Raw genomic sequence first — 19,921 nt, 5'->3', positions numbered from 1 at the left:
GGAACCCTTTACGTAGGTTGGGGTGAGCCGAAGGCGAACCCCAACATGACCAGGCGCTAATGCTGATGCTGGGGTTCGCTGTCGCTCACCCCAGCCTACGAAGTGACGCGATTTACCGGGGCGTCGCCATCACGGCAGTGACAGGCAATGCGCGGATCACCAGCTCTCCATCCCGCCACACCGTGGACGTGCCATTGACTACGACCTTGCCGGCAGGTTTACCCGCATAAGGCCACGGCAACACCAAGCCACCCGGCGGCACATCGAGTCCTTGCTCCACGCGCAACTCAAGCGTGCCATCGCGCTCATACAAGCGGTAACTCAGCTGCCCATACGGCGTGCGCAGACGCCGGATCCCGATGCCCTCGCCCTTCAGCCATTCGGCCGGAATCCCGGCTGCCAACACCAGCGCCTGATCGCGCGGTCGTTCGTACGCGAACAAGTCGTACGCCGAGCGCAGGTAATCCGAAGCAATCCACGCATGCGGCATATCGCCCACGAAGCGCGGCTTGCGCGCATCGCGCCCCACCACTTCGGCCCACTGGTTCCACGCGGCCGGACGCCGGTCGGCGAAGAAGAACGCCAGCAGCTCGCCGATGCGGCCGCGCCAGCCCAGCCGCACGAAGCTGGCGATGGTGCGCAGTTCGTACGGTGTGTAGTCCTCCCATTCGCGCGTGCCGTCGCGGCGTTCCACGAAGCCCTGCCAGTAGCGCTCGAAGGTGCGCTCCAGCAGCGCGGGCGGCAGCCAGGTCTGGCCGTCGCCGGGCGACAGCGCGATGGTGGTGGAGGTTGCGTCGAAGTCGCCGAGCTCCGCCGCGCCGGGCAGGTAGTCGATACGGTGCTGGCGCACGGACAGGTCGATGGAGGCTTTCAGGTCGCCGCGGAATACGTCGCGCGACTGCGCGATCCGTGCCGCCGCCGCCTCATCGCCGCGCGCCTTGGCCAGCAGCACCGCGTCGTCGTAGCCCTGCAGCGCCCAGAAGTCGTCCCAGTAGGAATGCATCGGCTTGGCCGAATAGCCTTCGTGGCTGATCGATGCGGGCATCAAGCCATACAGCGCGCGCCGCTCTTCGGTCTGGTTGGCGGGGCTGCGTTCGCTCTCGCGCAAGCGGTCCATATAGGCGATGGCGCGCTGCACGGCCGGCCATTGCCGTTCCAGCACGGCGCGGTCGTGCGTATAGCGCCACAGCTCGGCGATGGCGAAGATCAGTTCGCCGTGGCTGTCGTTCTCCGGCACCGGGTCGGCACCGCGCGCATCCACGCAGCACGGCACCTTGCCGCTGCTGAACTGATGCGGCGCATACCAGCGCACGAAGTCGGCGGCGGCCTCGGCATGGCCGCTGCGCACCAGCCCCTCGGTCATCATGGCGCCGTCGCGCACCCAGCTGCGCGCGTAGGAGCGCGTACCGGGCTGCAGGGCGGGGCCGTCGCGCGACATCAGGATCTGCGCCAGGGCGCTGCGCGCCGTGTCGGCGATGGCGTGCTGCGACGACGGCAGCAGCAGCGCCACGCGGTTGAGCTTCTCCCGCCATGCCGACGCCGTGTGTTGCAGCTGTTCGCGCAGCCAGGTTTCCGGTGCGCGCGGCGCCGCGAAGTCGGCGCCGCGCGGTGGCACCACCAGACCGAGCGTGCGGCTGCCGTGGGCGGGCAGGTCGATGGCATACAGCAGCGCGCCTTGCAGGAAGCCCGCGCCGTCGTGCAACGAGGTGACTTCGGGGCGCTCGCCCTGCGCGAGCCGCTCCGGCAAGGGTCCGGCTTCATGGCTGCTCGCCACGAAGCCATCTACGGCCTGCAGCGGCACCACGCGAGTCTCGTCGTTGACGGTGAGCGCCTTGCCGTCCCAGGCCAGGTCGTGGATGCGATGGATGCCGCCGGGCATATTGAGGAACTGCGTCGGCGGATTCACCTGGAACGGCCGCGCCAGCAGCGCCAGGGTCACGCGCTGCGGCTGCGCGGTGCGGTTGGTGAGGGTGTAGCGCAGCACCAGTTGCGTGTGCGCGGCATCGCCGGTGGCGAAGGCGGTGGTATCGAGGGTGAGGCTGTCGGCGGTCCAGCGCACCGAGGGAATCGGCAGGTAGCCGTCGAGCAGGCTCTGCGAGCTGCGCACGGTGGCCCAGTCGATCACGTTGCGGCCGGCAAACAGCATCGGTTCCAGCGACCAGCCGCCCTTGCCCACTTCCACCGCGCCATCTTCCGAGATCAGCGCGGAATCGCGCGCGCCGCCATCCGTGCCGAGCAGGGTCCAGTAGCTCTGCTCGCCGGAGAAGCCGCGCGGATACATGCCGCGCGGCGCGCGCCTGGCTTCTTCCTGGAAGAACACGTTGGGCGACGCGCCCCAGGCGCGGTCCTTCACTTCCAGCTGCGTCAGCCCATACGCCTTGCCGGGGCCTTCGAGCAGGCGCAGGCGCACATAGCGGGCCTGTGCTTGCGGCAGGAACAGCGCATCGTCGCCGCCATTGCCGCCGGTGACCTGCGTGGCCGTGCGCCAGTGCGTGTTGTCGTCCGAGAGCTCCACCTCGTAGCGCGAGGCCTGCGCGCCGGGCAGCCAGTGCAGCAGCAGGCCGCCGAATTCACGCGAAAGGCCAAGGTCCAGCGCAATGCTCTGCTCGCCCGCCGCGGACGGATCGCTGCGCCACTCGCCCTTGCCTTCCAGCATGCGCTGCACGCCGTAGCCGGTGAGCGTGGACGAAGCCTGCGCACGCGGCGCCGGCGTTTCGGCGGGTTCCACCGGCAGCGGGCGCAGGCGCAGGTTGCTGAGGCACAGCTCGCCGCGCCCGCCTTGTCCGGCGTAGATGGTGAATTCGAGCGCGGCGGTGCGATGCAGCGTGCGGTTCTTGGTCGGCCCCCAGGCGAACTCCACCTGGTTGCGGCGCACTTCCACGGTCTGCCAGTCAGCGCCGGGCTGAAAGGCTTCGCGGCGATACCACCAGACGTTGTCGCCGCTGGCATCGGCCAGCTTCAGCTGCAGGTCGTTGGGCGGCATGCTGCCGCGCACGTCGAAGGAGAGCGCGAAGTTGTCCGGCCAGTCCATCGGCAGCGCGCGCTTGAGCGCGGCTCCGCCGGAGACGCCGTGAAAATCGAAGTCGAGGCAGACGGCCTTGCCGCTCTGTCCGTCGGCCACGCGCAATTGCGTGCCGATATCGTCGGTGCCTTCGGCTGTCCAGGCGGCCGGCCGGCTGAAGTCGTCGATGACGCGTGCCTGCTCGGCGGCGTGCACAACAGGCGCCAGCAAGGCCCACGACAGCAGCAAGGCGCGCCACTTCATCGCATCACCCTTTCACGCTGCCGAGCAGCAGCCCCTGCAGGTAATACCGCTGCAAGGCCAGGAACAGCACCAGCACCGGCAGCACCGTCACCACCGAGCCGGCCATCATCAGCTCCGAATCCTGCACGTGCTCGCGCGACAGCGAAGCCAGTGCGATGGGCAAGGTGTAGTGCTCCTGGCCGGTCAGTGCGATCAGCGGCCACATGAAATCGTTCCATGCGGTGAGGAAGGTGAAGATCGCCAAGGTCACCATGATGGGCTTGAGCAGCGGCAGCACGATCTGCGCGAAGATGCGCAGCTCGCCCGCGCCATCGATGCGCGCCGCTTCCAGCAGGTCATCCGGAATGCCGCGCGCATACTGCCGGACCAGGAAGATGCCGAAGATGGTCGCCATCGCCGGCATCACCACCGCGGCGTAGCTGTTCACCAGCCCCAGGTATTTCAGCAGCAGGAACAGCGGCAGCATCGCCACCTGCGCCGGAATCACCAGCCCGCCGAGCAGCATCTGGAACAGCCGCTCGCGCCCGGCGAAGCGCAGCTTGGCGAAGGCGTAGCCGGCCATCAGGTTAAACGCCAGCGACAGCAGCGTGATCGCGCTGGAAATGGCCAGGCTGTTGAGCAGGTAGCGCCCCATGCCGGCGCGCTCGAACAGCTCGTGATAATTGGCCAGCGTGGCGTGGGCCGGCCACAGCGGCGGCGGCAACGCACTCGCCTCGCCGGGCCGCATGAACGACACCGACAGCATCCACAGCAGCGGGAACACCGCCACCAGGGTGCCGCCGATCAGCAGCCCGTTGATCAGCGCCTTGGCCAGCCGCGGATTCATGCCTCGCCTCCCCGGCGCGCCACGCGCAGCATCAGCGCGGTCACCGCGAACATGATCAGGAACAGCAGGAAGGCCACCGCCGACGCAGAACCGAGGTTCCACCATTTGAAGCCTTCCTCGTACATCAGGTACAGCACGCTGGTGGTGCTCTGCAGCGGGCCGCCTTCGGTCATCACGAACGGTTCGGCGAACAGCTGGAAGTAGCCGGAAACGGTCAGGATGCTCACCATCAGCAGGGTCGGCCCCAGCATCGGCAGCGTGATATGGCGGAACTGGCGCACGGGCGAGGCGCCGTCGATGCGCGCGGCTTCGTACAGGTCGGCGGGGATCGCCTGCAGCGCGGCGAGGAAGATGATCATGTTGTAGCCGAAGTTCTTCCACACCGCGAACAGGATGATGGTGGGCATCGCCCAGCGCGGATCGCCCAGCCAGTCCACCGGATGGATGCCCAGCCCGTCCAGCGCGTAGTTGGCCAGGCCATACTTGGTGTTGAACAGGTAGCGCCAGATCACCGCCACCGCCACCACCGTGGTCACCACCGGTGCGAACAGCGCGGTGCGGAAGAACGGCTTGCAGCGCGCCAGCGGCGAGTTGAGCAGCAGCGCGGCGCCGAGCGAAACGGCGATCGACAGCGGCACGCCCACCACCACGAAATACAGCGTGTGCCCCAGCGCGGACCAGAACAGCGGCCGGTGCAGCAGCTCCCAGTAATTGCCCAGCGCCACGAAACGCAGGTTGCGGATGTCGGCCAGCGCATACAGGTCGTAGTCGGTGAGGCTGAGCACCAGCGCGGCGATCACCGGCAGCAGGAAGAACAGGCCCAGCACCAGCAGGGCGGGCGCAAGGAACAACCAGGCGGCGCGTGGTGGATTCATGCGTGGCCTCCGGCGGTCATGGCGCGGGTTTCGCGTGGTCGAGGATCCAGCGCCGCTTTTCCAGGATCAGGTCGGCGCGCCGGTCGATCTCCGCCGCGGCCTGATCGATGTTCAGGTCGCCGTGCACTGCCCGCGCGGCGACCAGCTGCATCTCGGTCACGATACGCTCCCATTCGGGGATCGGCGGCGTGGGCTTCACCCGCTCCAGCTGTTCGCGGAAGCCGCGTGCCTTGGGATCGCCGCGCAGCGCACCGCCCTCCCAGGAGGAGCGGCGCGGCGGCATGTCGCCGAGCAGCTCGTAGAAGCGCTGCTGGACGGCGGGGCGGGACAGGAATTCGATCAGCTGCCAGGCTTCGTCCTTGTGCGCCGAGCGGCGGAAGACCACCAGGCTGGAGCCGCCCGCGTTGGAGGCGCCAGGGCCGTGTTCGCCGGGGAGCGGCGCGGTGTTCCAGTCGTCCTGCTGCGAAGCCGGCAGGCGCTTGCGGAACTCGCCGATATTCCACGGGCCGGACAGATAGAAGGCATAGACGCCGCGGCCGAACTCCGTCCACGGGTTGCCGGCTTCCACATTGGTGATGGCCGGCGCCTGCCGTTCGCGGAAGGTATCCACGTAGAACGCCAGCGCGCGCTTGAAGCCCGCGCTGCGGAAGTTGCCGTAGCGATTGCCGTCGCGCAGCAGCGGCTCGTCCTGCTGCAGCGCCAGCACCAGCAATTGTTCGAACTCGTTGGTGGGCAGCAGGATGCCGTAGCTGCCGCGGTCCGGATGGCTGAGCGCGGCCAAGGCCCGGCGCCATTGCGCCCAGTCACGCGGCGGTGCGTCGAAGCCGGCTTGCTTCAATAGATCGCTGCGGTAGAACAGCAGGCGCGTGTCCACGTACCAGGGCACGCCGTACAGCGTGTTGCCGATGCGGTTGGTGGTCCAGATATTGGCGAAGTAGTCGTCCGGGCGAACGACCTGCGAAGACGCCACGCGGGCATCGAGCGGTTCGAGCGCATCCAGCGCGGCGAGTTCGGGAATCCAGGTGTTGCCGAGCTGGGTGAGATCTGGCGTGGAGCCACCGGCGATGGCGGTAAGCAGTTTCTGGTGCGCGGCGGTCAGCGGCAGCTGCTGCACTTTCACATGCAGGCCGGGATGTTCGCGTTCGAAATCCGGCAGCAGCTTGGCCACCGCTTCGCCTTCCCGGCCGACCGTCCAGAACGTCAGCGTGCGCGCGTCATCCGCAGGTTGGCAACCGGCCGACAGCGCAGCGGCGACACCTGCGCAGGTCCACGCCAGCGCGTGCAGCAGCACGCGCCATGGCCGGCGCTGGCGCGAACGCGTGCTCATGGCTTGGGCGGGGCCTCATCCAGCCAGCCGCCGGTAAAGCCGGCGCGTTCCAGGCCCTTGCGCACGTACGGGTTCTTCTTCATCACGTTCCATACAAAACCGCTGCGCCAGTTCTCCACCATCAGCACGATCGGGCCCTGGTCGATGCCCAGGTGCACGGTGTCGACCCAGCCCAGCTCGGGTACGAGCTTGCCGGTGCGCAGGTCGGTCTTGCTGTGGAAGCTGGGATTGAAGGCATCGACGAAGCCGTATTTGGTGTAGATGTCCTTGCCGTAGCGCTGCTTCATTTCTTCCAGCGCAGGCACCACGATCTCCGGTGCGAAGGGGATCGAGCCACCCGCGGCCATGGGCACCAGGGTGCCGTCGTCGCTGATGTAGTCCAGGCCCGCGCCGCGCGCGGTGTAGCCGTGGAAGGTGCGTTCCTTGTCGCCGCTCTTCACTACCAGCCCGCCGGGGCCATTGCTCGCGCTGATGCCCCACATATTGGCGCCGTAGCCGGTCCAGCCGCCGGGGTTGGCGATGGCATAGGCGCGCTGCGAGTACGTGGCGCGGCGGCTGTTCTCGAAATAGTCCAGGCCCTTCTCGCGATTCCATGCGTCGCGGATGCCGCGGAAGTCCACCCATACGTGGCTGAACTGGTGGCCGAACAGCGGCGCGAAGTTGAGGAAGGTCTGGCCGTGGAATTCGCCCCAGGTGCGGTTGTAGGTCGATGTCCAGGCTTTCCACGCGTCATCGCCCACCGCATGCGTCGGCGAGCCCAGCGCGAGGATGTAGACCAGCATGCCTTCGTTATAGCCCTGCCAGTCGTGCGGGATGAACTTGCCGCCCGGCGTCCAGCCCATGGTGATCAGCGGCTTGCGCACCTGCACCCAGGTCCAGTCGACGCGGCGGTAGATCTCGTCGGCGAGCTGGCGGATCTGCTTTTCCCGCGGCGTGTCGCGGTCGTAGTACGACTGCGCGAACAGCACGCCGCCGAGCATCAGCGAGGTATCCACCGTGGACAGCTCCACGTTGCGATCGAAGCGCTTGCCCGAGTCCATGTCGAGGAAGTGATAGAAGAAGCCGCGGTAGCCGGCGGCATCGTCTTCGCTGTCGTTCTGCGGGGCGTCGTGGAAGAAGCGCAGCGTGGCCAGCGTGCGTTCCACCGCCTGGTCGCGCGTGATGTAGCCGCGTTCGGCGCCCACGCCATAGGCGGTGAGTCCGAAGCCGACCGCGGCGATGCTGGCGAAGGACTTGGTGGGGTAGTGATCGGGGACGAGGCCGTTTTGGGGGTTGGCGCTGTCCCAGAACCAGTTGAAGGTGCGGTGTTCGAGGTCGTCGATCAGGGGCGGCACCTGCGTACTCGCTACCGCGTGCGCCGGCTTCGGCTTGGATGCTTGCGCGGCTAAGGGATTGGCCACGCAAGCGAGCGATAAAGAAAGCGCGATGGCGAAGCGGGTCAGGGTATTCATGCGCATGATGTCGCCTTTGCAAACCGGTTCGGCAGGGAGCTGGTTTGCCCATGATCCCGCCGTGAAGAGAAATTTGTGAGACGTAAACGTTTACGTCTCGACTTCAAAAAAAAGCCCCAAGGCTCTCGTCCGGCCGGGCGCACAGTTACCTGCGCACCCGGCCGATATCGATCAGAACTTGATGCCGGCGGTCAGCTTCAACGTGCGTGGGACGTCGATGATGTTGCCGATCGGGTTGTATATCACTGCGTTGCGATTGAGCACGCCGTTGGAACCGAAGTCGGTGATGTAATCGTTGTAGTTCTTCCAGTTGAAGACATTGAGCACGTCCAGTCGGACATAGGCGCTCAGGTTGTCCCATACCTTGAAGTTCTTGGTGACTTGCAGATCGAGATCGCGGTAGCCGAAGACCTTGCCTCCCACCAGGAACTTGCCGGTGCCTGGCGGTACGACCGTCATCGGAACGCAGCCGTTGGGTGAATCGACTGCTCCGTAGCACGCGTTGTTCACCGAAGCGGTGGGTGTGGCGAGCGTCAGCTTGGCGGCGAGCAGCAGGCCCCACGGGCCGTCGACAGTGCCGGTGGTGACCAGTCGATGCTTTGCGGTCGGCCCTGGAATGAACGGGTAATCGTGGATCGTCGCCGCGTCAAAGGCGTACTGATCGGTCAGATCCTGCACGTCATGATTGAACCGGCTCTTGGTATAGGTGTACGCGACGGTGACGCCCCAATGCGACTCCTGTGTGTACGGTTTCTCGGCGGAAACCAGCACCTGCGTAGTCTTGGTCTTCAGACCGTTGTCCGCAATGATCAGGCTGCCATAGCCGGGAATACCGTTGCCCCAGGGCTGGCTTTTGTTCTTCCAGAACGAACCGTCCGGATAGCGATTGCCCAGCTGGAAGACCAGTCCGTCGAAACTCTTGACGCTCTGAACCGTGACGTCGGTATTCCACTCGCCGATCTTGTTGCGCATGCCGAGGCTGATCTGATCCGAGTATGGCGTCTTGAGGTTGTTGGTGATCATGTCTACCTCTTTGCCGGCATTGCTGCTGGCAATGAGGGCTTGCAAGGTATTCAGACCGGTCAGGTAAATCGGGTTCCACGGAATACAGGTGGGACCGGGAGTGCAAGGGTGGTTGGCGTTGATGAAATTGATGGTCGGCTGCGAAAGAACCGACTTCGTCTGCTCGAGCTGGAGGATCTGGTAGAGGTCGCGGTCGTACGAACGGCCGGCGCCGCCGTGGATCACGTGCTCCTCGTCGCCATTGATGTCGTAGGCGAAGCCGAAGCGCGGCTGGAAGTTGTAGCGCGGCGGATGGCGGTTATGACCATTGCTGATGTAATCGTTTACATTAACGCCACCAAGAGCGAGTGACTGGGCATACGTCTGACCCGCCGGGGCTGCCGGATCCTGTGAGTTGATGGCTGCGACGACGCCGGCTGGAGTAACGAAGTCGTGATACGACGGAGTGACTTCATAATCCCAGCGCACGCCCAGATTCAGCGTCAGGTGGTCGTCGATTTTCCAGTCGTCCTGGATGTATGCGCCGATCTGGCGATCGATCGTGCTGGCCACGGGGCTGGTGCCGGGCGCGGCCAGAGGAAACAGCACTTTGTAAGGTATTGCAGCCGTTCCATCGGGCGTGGTGTCGAAGAAGAATTGCGGATTGAATTCGCCGGCATCCTGCGCGGTCAGGCGCACCCATTTGATCTTGGCGCCCATCTTGATGACGTGGTCGCCATGCCATTCGATGTTGTTGAAGGTGAAGTCGTCCTGCAGGGACGGACCTTTCTGGCCCTTATTCTGCGAAGCGAGTGGCGACGCTGCGCCGGTTGCCAGAATCTGCTGATCGTTGTTGCCGAAAGCGGTGTAGACGTAGCCGTTGCCGAAGTTGGTTGCGGTCGGCGTATAGAACGCGTTCTCGTAAGTCGCCTGCAGTCGATTGAACCAGGCGTCGGCGCTGTGATCCCAGCGGACGACATAGCGCTTGTCTGTGTTCTTGGTGTTATAGGAGGCCGAGGCGGCGGTTCCGGTTCCGATGCCGCTGATGGCACTCTCGTCGCGATACTTGCCGGTAAGCTCGATGCGGTCCCGATCGGTGGGTTCCCAATCGATCTTGGCGAAGTAGAGATTTTCCTTGAATGGCTGGCTGGCGGCACCGAGCTGCGAGCGCGCCGAGGCAGGCAAGCCGGCCGCATAAGTCAGCGGACCGCCAGGAATCACGGTGATCGGCTGGTCGAATTCCTTGCCTTCATAGGTGGCGAAGAAGTGCGCCTTGTCCTGGATGATCGGGCCGCCTACGGCGAAGCCGTACTCCTTGTTGTGCGAAGGGATTTTCTTTCCGCTGTCTTCTTCAGCGGGAGTCCGCGCACGTACGGACTGGTTCGTATAATTGCCAAACACTTCGCCATGAAATTCGTTGGTGCCGGACTTGGTTTCCGCCGTCACCGCCGCGCTGGAGATCTGGTCGTACTCCGCCTTGTAGTTCGACGTGATGACCTTGTATTCGCTGATTGCTAGCTGCGGAAATGGATTGCCCTGTGTATTGAACTGGCCGGAGACGCCAGAAGAGAGAATGTAATTTTTCTGACCAACGCCATCGATATAGACGTTCATCGCGCCCGATGCCTGACCACCCGATTGCAGGTTGGTCTGGCCATTCTTCACCGTGAAGACCATGCCGGGAACGATGTCGGCGAACTCGAGGAAGTTGCGCGTAATCTGCGGCACCGTGGCGATCTGGTGCTGCGAAATCGACGTGCCGACTTCGGACGTGGTGACTTCCGCGAGCGTGGTGGCGTTGACGGTGATCGCGTTGAGGTTCGTCGCGCTGGCCTCGGCGGCGGCCGGTGCCGGCGCTGCCGGCTCGGTGAAGTTCAACGTGCCGACGGAGGCCACGGTCAACGTCACCGTTTTCTGATTGCCGCCGGCATCGACCTGGTATGTGCCGGGCTGAAGACCGACCAGCGCGTAGCTGCCGTCCTTGTCGGTGCGGGTGCGGCGTGTCGATCCCGTCGCCACGTTCTTGGCAACCACTTCGACATTGGCCGGACCGCGGCCGCGGAGAGTGGAGTCGGAGGTCTGCGACCAGGCGACGGATGGCAGGAAGGTCGCGGTGGCGGCCAGAGCGGCCAGCGCCAGCGAGATCTGCAGCGAAAGTGCGTGTTTGCGTGCCATGACTTGGACACCCTCCCTCAAGGGTTCGATACGGCTGACTTTTGGTTGTGGATACGCTACCGGTACGGTCCCGCGCCGGCGGCGGTGAACCGGCCTCCGTGGCCGGCCCCCTGGTGATCCGGCGGCGTCAGTCCGCGCGCGCCGCTTTGCTTTTCTGGTTGCGTGTCGTCGACGCCCGCACCATCAATTCCGCCGCTATGCGCATATGCACCGCGGGCGCTTCATCGCCTTCGATCTGTCCGGCCAGCTGTTCCAGCGCGGCCTTGCCCAGCTCCGCGATGCGCACGCCGGCGGTGGTCAGCGCGGGGCTTACGTAGCGCGCCATCGGCACGTCGTCGAAGCCCGCCACGGCGATGTCTTCGGGAATGCGCAGGCCCGCTTCGCGGATCGCCGCCATGCAGCCGATCGCCATCATGTCGTTGGCGGCGAACACGGCATCGGGACGCGGGCTCATCGCGATCAGGCGCTGGCCGGCGCGGTAGCCGGAGGCTTCGTCGAATTCGCCGGGCAGCACGATCGGCGGTACGCCCGGCACGCGCGCGGCGAGCGCTTCGCGGTAGGCCTGTTCGCGCTCGGCCACGTCGTGGTTGCCGACGGGGCCCTGGATGAAAGCGATGCGGCGATAGCCTTCGCCGAGCAGGTGTTCGACCACCAATCGCGCGCCGCCTGCGTTGTCCACCGACAGCGCCGCGTAGTCGTCGCGTTCCAGCACCGTGTTCATCAGCACGGTGGGCAGGCCCACCGGCAGGTTCTGGCGCAGGAAGGCGGCGTCGGCGTGGGGCGACATCACCAGTAGGCCGTCGACGCGGCCCTGCATCGCGCGCAGGGCGGAGGCTGCCTCGGCGGCGCCGTCGTGCGAGCTGGAGACCAGCAGCTGCAGGCCGTGCACGCGCGCCGCCAGGTCGATGCCGCGGATCAGCTCCGAGAAGAATTCACCATAAAGGTCCGGCAGCAGCGCGCCGATAGTGTGGGTACGGCGGGTGATCAGGCTGCGGGCGGCGCCATGGGGGATGTAGCGCAGGCGGGCCGCGACTTCGCGGATGCGCTCCAGCGTCTCGGCGGTGACTCCGCCGTGGCCGTTGAGGGCGCGGGAGACGGAAGCCACGGACACCTTGGCCTCGCGTGCCACGTCTTTGATGGTCACACCCATTGCCGCTCCCAGGAGGTCCGGATTCGCCGGGAGGGCAACGTAAACGTTTTCATCGATGCTTGTAAAGCTTTTGCAAATCAAAGACTTTGCTGCATCGCAATAATTTGATCGGCCAGAAGTTCTAGCGAAGCGCGCGGTTGCCTTAAGGAAACGCCGTAAAAAACCGTTATCCGTCAAAACGGTGTGAACTGTGGCAACGCAACAGAGGCGGGCGGAAGCACCCCGGCGGAACGAGGCTTGCTTTGCATTTCACGCACTTAGCCCCTTTGGGGGATTGTAAAAATCCATAAGGCCGCGGTTAAATCACGGTTAATCCCAGTGTCATCGTGCGGATGTACCATGTATCTGCTGCGTACTTGAGAAACAACGTGTAAATCATTGAATTAAAAAGATCATGATCGCTCTACTGACCGTCCTCGCCGCCCTCCTGGCACTTTCCGCCGCCGCCATCCGGCGCGTCCCCGCTGGCCAGGTGGTCAGCGTCTACCGCCACGGCAAGCCGCGCCGCCTGCTGCAGGAAGGCACCCACATGGTGGTGCCGGGGCTGGACCGGATGGGGCATCGGATCAGCCTGGGCGGGCAGGTGCTGGAATTCCGCGAGCCGCTGGCCAATGCGCACGACGTACGCGGCACGGTGTACTGGCAGGTGCTGGAGCCGGAGCGCGCCGACGCGGTGATCGACCAGGCCGACCAGCTGATCCGCGGCGGCGCCCTGGCCGCGCTGCGCGAGGAGCCGGCCGCGATCGAGGTCGACCGCCGCGACCTCGGCGCCCGGCTGAAGCTGGCCATGAACAAGGCGCTGCGCGAGCGCGGCGTGATGGTGACCCGGGTCGACCTGGATTTCGCTTGAAGCCATACGCGAGGCTGCCTTAGAGCGCCCGCGAAAAAAGGGGAACTTGAGAGCCTTTGAAACCCGCTTCGGCGGGTTTTTCTTTGCGCCTTCGCTGGCGCCGCGGGCCGCGCGCCCGGATACTGCCGCCCTTTTCGCCACGCAGGATCCCGTCCATGGCCGACCGCGCCGCCTTGCAGACCCAGCTGGAACGAGGCATCGCCGCGCTCGGCCTGAGCCTGCCGGAGGGCGCGGTGCAGCGCCTGCTGGATTACCAGGCCCTGCTCGAACGCTGGAACGGCACCTACAACCTCACCGCCATCCGCGATCCGGCCGAGATGGTCACCCGCCACCTGCTCGATTCGCTGGCGATCCTGCCCTACGTGCAGGGCCGGACCCTGGCGGACCTCGGCACCGGCCCCGGCCTGCCCGGCATCGTGCTGGCGATCGCCGCGCCGGGGCGGGAGATCCTGCTGGTGGATTCCAACGGCAAGAAGGTCCGCTTCCTGCGCGAGGCGATCCGCGCGCTGAAGCTGGAAGGCGTGCGCGCCGAGCAGTCGCGGGTGGAAGACGTGCAGGGCCAGTTCGACTGCGTCACCGCCCGCGCCTTCGCCACCCTGGCCGACATGCTGGGCTGGGGCGGCCACTTGCTGGGGCCGGAAGGAATCTGGCTGGCCATGAAGGGCAAGCGGCCGGACGAGGAATTCCCCGGCATTCCCGCCGGCTTCGCGCTGCGCGGCACGCATGGGCTCAACGTGCCCGGTTTGGACGCGGAGCGTCACCTCGTGGTGCTTGGCCGGACCTGAGCGTGCCGGCAGCCCCGAAGCCCTGCCGGGCCGGGGTTCCGATGGTAACCTAGCCCTCTTTTCCCACGTTCACGGCATCGACGACACCATGGCTCGCATCATCGCTGTCGCCAACCAGAAGGGCGGCGTCGGCAAGACCACCACCGCCGTCAACCTTGCCGCGGCGCTCGCCGCCGCCAAGCGCAAGGTGCTGCTGGTCGACCTCGATCCGCAGGGCAACGCCACCATGGCGTCCGGCGTGGACAAGCGCGTGGCCAAGCCCAACGGCTGCGAGGTGCTGCTGGACGAAGCGCCGATCGAGCGCGCCATCGTCACCACCGAAGCGCATTACGACCTGCTGCCCGGCAACGGCGACCTCACGGCCGCCGAATTGAAGCTGATGGACGCGATCGCCCGCGAGATGCGCCTGAAGGAGCAGCTGGCCAAGATCGGCGACAAGTACCACACCATCCTGGTCGACTGCCCGCCCACCCTGCACCTGCTCACGCTCAACGCGCTGGCCGCGGCGGACGGGCTGCTGATTCCGGTGCAGTGCGAATACTTCGCGCTGGAAGGCCTGTCCAGCCTGCTCGATACCGTGAAAGCGGTGCGCCAGCGGCTGAATCCGCAGCTGGAGATCGAAGGCCTGCTGCGCACCATGTACGACGTGCGCAACAACCTGGGCAACGAAGTCTCCGCGCAGCTCACCACGCATTTCGGCGACAAGGTGCTGCGCTCGATCATCCCGCGCAACGTGCGCCTGGCCGAGGCGCCCAGCCACGGCCAGCCGATCCATCTCTACGACCGCAGCTCGCGCGGCGCCATCGCCTATATCGGCTTGGCCGGCGAGATCATCCGGCGCGAACGCGGCCTGGCCGCCGGCGCCGCCGCCGAAGCGGCCTCCGTGCCGCACGACGACAGCAGCGAAACGGCGTTCGACGCCGCCGCCGGCATTCACCAGGAGTAAGCATGGCCGCAGCGAAGAAACGAGGCCTCGGACGCGGGCTCGACGCCCTGCTGGGCGGCGGTGACGACACCCCTTCGGTGATCGAGCAGGAAGGCGAGCTGCGCACCCTGCCCATCCAGTACATCCAGCCCGGCAAATACCAGCCGCGCCGGCACTGGAACGACGAGGCGCTGGACGAGCTGGCCGCCTCGATCAAGGCGCAGGGCCTGATCCAGCCGGTGGTGGTGCGCGAGATCGGCAAGAACAGCTACGAGCTGATCGCCGGCGAGCGCCGCTGGCGCGCGGCGCAGCGCGCGCAGTTGAGCGAGCTGCCCGCGCTGGTGAAGGACGTGCCCGAAGTGGCCGTGCCGGCGATGGCGCTGATCGAGAACATCCAGCGCCAGGACCTCACCCCGCTGGAAGAAGCCGACGCGCTCAAGCGCCTGATCGACGACTTCGATCTCACCCACCAGCAGGCCGCCGAAGCCGTCGGCCGCTCGCGCGCCGCGGTATCGAACCTGCTGCGCCTCACCGAGCTGCCCAACTCCATCAAGCGCCTGCTCGACGAAGGCAAGCTGGAGATGGGCCACGCCCGCTGCCTGCTCACCCTGCCCCAGCACGACGCCGAGGGCCTGGCGCTGGAAGCGGCGCGCCACGGCTGGAGCGTGCGCGAGCTGGAAGAAGCCGCGCGCCGCGCGCAGACCGCGCCCAAGGGCAAGGCCAAGAGCGCCGCCGCGCGCGACCCCAACGTCGACGCCCTGGAGCGCGAGCTGGCCGAGCGCTTCGCCACCCGCGTGGAAGTGGCCCACGGCCGCGGCGGCCGCGGCAAGCTGGTGATCCACTACCACAGCAACGACGAGCTGGAAGGGATCCTCGGCAAGATCCGCTGAAACCCGGCGGCGAGGCCCACCGTGGCCTCGCTCAGCGGCCCTGCACGTCCTTGGCGCGGCGCCTCGGCTCGCCGCCAACCCCCCTACGCACTAGAATGCGCCCCGGGCGCCGCGCGCCCTCCTTTCCGCAAGAGCTAAAGGCTGCCTCTCATGCCGCAACTGTCCGTGGTCGTGCCGGTGTTCAACGAGCGCGACAACATCCCGCCGCTGCTCGCCGAAATCGCCGCCGCCCTGCGCGGCAAGGTCGAGTTCGAAGTCGTCTACGTGGATGACGATTCCAGCGACGACAGCGTGGCGGTGCTGGCGGCGGAGAAGGCCAAGTACCCCGAGCTGCGCATCGTGCGCCACCTCACCCGCAGCGGGCAGAGCACCGCGGTGTGGAACGGCGTGCGCGCGGCCCGCTCGCCGTGGATCGCCACGCTCGACGGCGACGGCCAGAACGATCCGGCCGACATCCCCAAGCTGCTCGCCGCGCGCGACCAGGCTCCGCAGGACGTGCGCCTGCTCGCCGGCTGGCGCACCACGCGCCGCGACAGCTTCAACAAGCGCATCTCCTCGAAGATCGCCAACGCGGTGCGCTCGCGCATGCTGCGCGACGCCACGCCGGACACCGGCTGCGGCCTGAAGCTGTTCGAACGCGAAGTGTTCCTGCGCCTGCCCTACTTCGACCACATGCACCGCTACCTGCCGGCCCTGGTCAAGCGTGCCGGCTTCCAGAGCCAGAGCGTGCCGGTCGGCCATCGTCCGCGCACCGCGGGCACGTCCAAGTACGGCATGCTCGACCGCCTGTGGGTGGGCATCGCGGATCTGCGCGGCGTGGCCTGGCTGATGCGCCGGGGCAAGGTCACCCGCGTCGAAGAGCTGTAAGCCTTACGTTCCTTACGTGCGCCCGGACGTGTTCCGCGCGCACGGTCGGCGTATGCTCGTGGACCGGTTCCTTCCGCCCGGGCCACTGCCATGAGCATTGCGATCAAGCGCGTCTACGAGCCCACCGCCAAGAGCGACGGCAAGCGCGTGCTGGTCGATCGCCTGTGGCCGCGCGGCCTGAACAAGGACGAGGCCGCCCTGGACATGTGGGCCAAGGAACTGGCGCCCTCGGTGTCGCTGCGCCGCTGGTTCGGCCACGACCCTTCGCGCTGGGACACCTTCCGCCACCGCTACGCCACCGAACTGGACGGCAAGACCCGCACCGAGCACTGGCGCGAACTGGTGCGCGAAGCGGCGCATCGCCGCGTCACCCTGGTCTACGGCGCCAAGGACGAGGAACACAACAATGCGGTGGCGCTGAAGGCGTATCTCGAAGCCTGGCTCAAGGGCCACGGTCCGCATTGAGGCCGGCGTCGCCGACGAAGCGTTGGTGCGGCGGCTTCCATTCGCTCAGCACGGTGTTGGCGCGCTCGCGGCCCAGCTCGATCAGTTCGCGCGCCCGGTAGAACTCGTAGGCCATGGAGATATTGCGCGGCAGCTGGATCAGCAGGTCCGGCGCATACGCCGCCAGGCGCAGCCGCGCCAGGTTGGCCTGCATCAGGTCCATCGACTGCGCCAGCAGGTCGAGCATGCCGGGATCGCGCGGACGCGCTGCCTCGGCGTCCTTCGCTTCGCCGTGCGGCATCAGCCGGCCGATGAATTCGCCGATGCGGTGGCGGTAGCCGTTCTGCGCTTCCACCGGGTGTTCGTGCGCCACTTCGGGCTTGGCCGCTTCGATCGCGCCGTCCACGCTCACCGCGAACATGTAATCGGCCGGTTCGCGGATCAGCGGCGTCACCGGCACCGGATTGAGCAGGCCGCCGTCGACCAGCCGCCGGCCGTCCAGCAGCTGCGGGCGGAAAATGGTGGGAATCGCGATGGAAGCGCGGATGGCGTCGAACAGCGAGCCGCGGGTGAGCCAGATCTCGCGCTCGCGGTCCAGGTCGGTGGCGACGGCGGTATAGGCCAGCGGCAGGTCTTCGATCCGCGCATCGCCGATCAGCTCGCGCAAGGTGCCGATGATGCGCTCGCCCTTGATCAGGCCGCCGCCGGAGAAGGTCCAGTCGACCAGCTTGAGCACGTCCATCCTGGCCAGCGCCGACACCCAGTCGCGGTAGGCCTCCAGCTTGCCCATCGCATAGATGCCGCCGATCAGCGCGCCCATCGAGGTGCCGGCGATGGCGACGATCTGGTAGCCGTGGCGCTCGATCTCCTCGATCGCGCCGATATGCGCCAGCCCTTTCGCGCCGCCCGCGCCCAGCGCCAGCGCCACGGTGGGCTTGCGCGCGGCCGCGGCGGGTGCGGCGTCGACGGGGAGCGGACTGCTCATGCGGATGCGGCGGAAGCGCCCGGCCGGACGGCGCTCAACGCGGCGCCTGCTGGTAGCCGGTCAAGGCCAGCTGCAGCTGGATCTTCAGCTCTTCGCGCAGCGACAGCGGCGCGACCACTTCGGCATCCGGGCCGTACTTGAGCACGTCCATCAGCAACTCCTTGGAGTTGGAATACGGCACCTGCAGTTCGTAGCGGCCGTCGGGCAGCCACATGCCCTTCTGCTGCGAATGCCAGTGCTCGTCCGCCACCCAGCGCGCCGCATGCTGCGAGAAGCGGATGGTGGCCCAGGCCTTGGGCTTGCCGGCGAAGATGCCGTAGCTGGAGGCGAGCATGTCGTTGAGTTCGGCCTCGGCCACGTCGCGCGCCGGCATGTCCAGCGCCAGCGGCTCGGCGATGCGGTCCACGGCGAAGCTGCGCAGCGCCTCGCGGTCGTGGTCCCACACGTCCAGGTACCAGTTGTCGCGGTAGTGGGTCAGGCGCTGCGGCGAGACGGTGCGCTTGCTGTCGGCATTGGTGGTGCGCGCGCGGTAGCGGAAGCGCAGCTGCTTCCGCTCCAGCACCGCGCCGGCCACGATGCGGAACACCTGCTGGTCGAGCTTGCGCTCGCCCCAGGCGATCACGCGGATGCGCTCGATCGGCAGCGCCTTGCCGCTGCCCTGGTCGGACAGCAGGTGTTCGATGCGTGCCTTGAACGGCGCCAGCGCGCCGGCCAGCACGCCCGGCCCGCTGCGGCCGATCAGCTCGTTCAGCGCCAGCAGCGCGGCCAGTTCGTCCGAGGTGAGCCACAGGCCCGGCAGTTCGAAGCGCTCGCCTTCGCCGGCCGCATAGCGGAACGCGGCGTGCTCGCCGCCGGCGCTTTCGATCGGGGCGCCCAGGGCGTCGCGCAGGAAGGCCACGTCGCGGTAAAGCGTCGCGCGCGAGCACTCCAGCTCGTCCATCAGGCGGGGGAGCGGTACCGGATAGTGCGCCGACTTCAGCAGCCGGTGCAGGGTGAGAATGCGCTCGTAGCGGTCCATGGCCCAGGAAGGTGACGCGTAGATTCGCCTAGCATGCGCATCGCCCATGGCGGTCGCAAGTACGCAGAGTCTGACATGCGCGGCGCCCATCGCGGCGTGAAAATCGCCTAGACTCCGGAGGCTCCCTGGCCCATCCGAGGATGCAGAGCGAGCCGAGATGCCCGGCGACCCCACGTTCCCCCACCGCACATCCGCACCCGCCACCGTTGCTGCGCCGTCCCCGAGCCTGCCGAGCAGGGCTTTGCGGGTGCTGGCGAGCAGCGGCTACGGCCTGTGGCTGTTGCTCGGCGCGGCGCTGGCGCTGGGCGTATATCCGGCCGGGCGCGGCGACGCGCTGGTACCGCTGGCCCTGGGCGGCGTCCTGGTGAGCTTCGCGCCGCTGGCCGCCTTACTGCGCCTGCCGCGGGTACCGGGCTGGCTCGGCTGGCGCTTCGGGCGCGGCAGCCGGCCCACCGCCAAGGCCATGCTGGCCCTGGCGGCCTACCTGCCGATGCTGGGCGTGGCGGGGCTGGTACGCGGGGACAACCTCTTCTGGGCCACCCGCCTGGCCGCGGCGGCGCTGGCGCTGGGCGCCCTGGCCTGCCTGATCGACGCCTTGTCCGAGGATGCGCAGGAAGGCCGCGCGCGGATCTTCGCCCGCCTGGTCTCGGCCAGCTATGCCGGCGGTTTGTGGCTGTGGCTGTGCCTGGCCGCGCAGGACGGCGACCAGCCGATCCATTCGGTGCCATGGATCTTCGCGCTGCAGCTGCTGGCGCTGCTGGTCGGCGGGATGTTCTGGTGGCGCGACGGCGCGGTGCGCTCGCGCGGCTGGCCCGGCCGGCTGCTGTTCCTGGCCCTGGTCTACCTGATTCCCTGCCTGATCGTGCTGGCCCAGCGGCCGGAGTCCAGCGGGCTGCTGCTCCTGCTGGCGGCGGTCAGCTGCCTGGTCGGCAAAAGCGTTGAACCTCGTTTATGCGGCAGGCTGTCCAGTCATGATGGTGGCGTTTTCCATTCCACATGATGGACTTTCGGCGCCATTCGCAACCAATGCCGGCGTATTCACAGCAAGTTCAAGCCTTTCCGCTAAGGTTTCACCCGATTACAATC

Annotated in this window: 16 protein-coding genes; 7 read left to right on the top strand and 9 right to left on the bottom strand. The window is 67.0% G+C overall.

The window, feature by feature from the left end; translation table 11 throughout:
- Positions 1–112: 112 nt before the first annotated feature.
- From ISN75_RS22165 to ISN75_RS22135, 7 genes are all read right to left on the bottom strand, one after another.
- Positions 113–3,265 (bottom strand): discoidin domain-containing protein, encoded by a 3,153-nt coding sequence (locus tag ISN75_RS22165; RefSeq protein WP_343818365.1) that lies wholly within the window; start codon positions 3,263–3,265, stop codon positions 113–115.
- A gap of 4 nt (positions 3,266–3,269) precedes the next feature.
- The gene (locus tag ISN75_RS22160) at positions 3,270–4,091 is read right to left on the bottom strand and encodes a carbohydrate ABC transporter permease (protein WP_167252911.1); all 822 of its coding nucleotides are present in this window, start codon (positions 4,089–4,091) and stop codon (positions 3,270–3,272) included.
- Positions 4,088–4,966, bottom strand: coding sequence for a carbohydrate ABC transporter permease (locus ISN75_RS22155; RefSeq protein WP_167252912.1), 879 nt, complete (start codon positions 4,964–4,966; stop codon positions 4,088–4,090). The genes ISN75_RS22160 and ISN75_RS22155 overlap by 4 nt, the downstream gene beginning before the upstream one ends.
- A 16-nt stretch (positions 4,967–4,982) precedes the next feature.
- Complete coding sequence (locus tag ISN75_RS22150; RefSeq protein ID WP_343818362.1) at positions 4,983–6,293, bottom strand: sugar ABC transporter substrate-binding protein; 1,311 nt, start codon at positions 6,291–6,293, stop codon at positions 4,983–4,985.
- Positions 6,290–7,750 (bottom strand): glucoamylase family protein, encoded by a 1,461-nt coding sequence (locus ISN75_RS22145; protein WP_343818360.1) that lies wholly within the window; start codon positions 7,748–7,750, stop codon positions 6,290–6,292. Before ISN75_RS22145 ends, ISN75_RS22150 begins: the two co-directional genes overlap by 4 nt.
- A 165-nt stretch (positions 7,751–7,915) precedes the next feature.
- On the bottom strand, positions 7,916–10,921 hold the full coding sequence (locus ISN75_RS22140; RefSeq protein ID WP_168648796.1) for a TonB-dependent receptor: 3,006 nt from the start codon (positions 10,919–10,921) through the stop codon (positions 7,916–7,918).
- 127 nt (positions 10,922–11,048) lie between these two features.
- Entirely contained in the window at positions 11,049–12,071 is a 1,023-nt protein-coding gene (locus ISN75_RS22135; RefSeq protein ID WP_168648795.1) for a LacI family DNA-binding transcriptional regulator, read from the bottom strand.
- 394 nt (positions 12,072–12,465) lie between these two features.
- Here ISN75_RS22135 and ISN75_RS22130 point away from each other — a divergent pair, with 394 nt between their 5' ends.
- The 6 genes from ISN75_RS22130 (at position 12,466) to ISN75_RS22105 (ending at position 16,853) form a co-directional block, all read left to right on the top strand.
- Positions 12,466–12,921, top strand: coding sequence for an SPFH domain-containing protein (locus ISN75_RS22130; protein WP_168648794.1), 456 nt, complete (start codon positions 12,466–12,468; stop codon positions 12,919–12,921).
- Between the two features lie 155 nt (positions 12,922–13,076).
- Entirely contained in the window at positions 13,077–13,706 is a 630-nt protein-coding gene (rsmG, locus tag ISN75_RS22125; RefSeq protein ID WP_167252918.1) for a 16S rRNA (guanine(527)-N(7))-methyltransferase RsmG, read from the top strand.
- 88 nt (positions 13,707–13,794) lie between these two features.
- On the top strand, positions 13,795–14,652 hold the full coding sequence (locus tag ISN75_RS22120) for a ParA family protein (protein WP_343818357.1): 858 nt from the start codon (positions 13,795–13,797) through the stop codon (positions 14,650–14,652).
- A 2-nt stretch (positions 14,653–14,654) separates the two neighbouring features.
- On the top strand, positions 14,655–15,521 hold the full coding sequence (locus ISN75_RS22115; protein WP_167252920.1) for a ParB/RepB/Spo0J family partition protein: 867 nt from the start codon (positions 14,655–14,657) through the stop codon (positions 15,519–15,521).
- 150 nt (positions 15,522–15,671) lie between these two features.
- Positions 15,672–16,388 (top strand): glycosyltransferase, encoded by a 717-nt coding sequence (locus ISN75_RS22110; RefSeq protein ID WP_167252921.1) that lies wholly within the window; start codon positions 15,672–15,674, stop codon positions 16,386–16,388.
- A 90-nt stretch (positions 16,389–16,478) separates the two neighbouring features.
- Complete coding sequence (locus tag ISN75_RS22105; RefSeq protein ID WP_167252922.1) at positions 16,479–16,853, top strand: DUF488 domain-containing protein; 375 nt, start codon at positions 16,479–16,481, stop codon at positions 16,851–16,853.
- Here the strand turns inward: ISN75_RS22105 and ISN75_RS22100 are convergent.
- Complete coding sequence (locus tag ISN75_RS22100) at positions 16,831–17,817, bottom strand: patatin-like phospholipase family protein (protein ID WP_343818354.1); 987 nt, start codon at positions 17,815–17,817, stop codon at positions 16,831–16,833. The two genes, ISN75_RS22105 and ISN75_RS22100, sit on opposite strands and share 23 nt — an antisense overlap.
- A gap of 34 nt (positions 17,818–17,851) precedes the next feature.
- Positions 17,852–18,835: a helix-turn-helix transcriptional regulator gene (locus tag ISN75_RS22095; protein ID WP_168648790.1), complete on the bottom strand. Its 984-nt coding sequence runs from the start codon at positions 18,833–18,835 to the stop codon at positions 17,852–17,854.
- A 247-nt stretch (positions 18,836–19,082) separates the two neighbouring features.
- On the opposite strand from ISN75_RS22095, the gene ISN75_RS22090 reads away from it, so the two are divergent.
- Positions 19,083–19,835: a hypothetical protein gene (locus ISN75_RS22090; RefSeq protein WP_168648789.1), complete on the top strand. Its 753-nt coding sequence runs from the start codon at positions 19,083–19,085 to the stop codon at positions 19,833–19,835.
- Positions 19,836–19,921: the final 86 nt, after the last annotated feature.

This window comes from Dyella marensis, assembly GCF_049532885.1.
GTDB classification, from domain to species: Bacteria; Pseudomonadota; Gammaproteobacteria; order Xanthomonadales; family Rhodanobacteraceae; genus Dyella_D; species Dyella_D marensis.
Note: the sequence above shows the minus strand (reverse complement) of the source record. Positions and strands in the feature narration are given on the sequence as shown.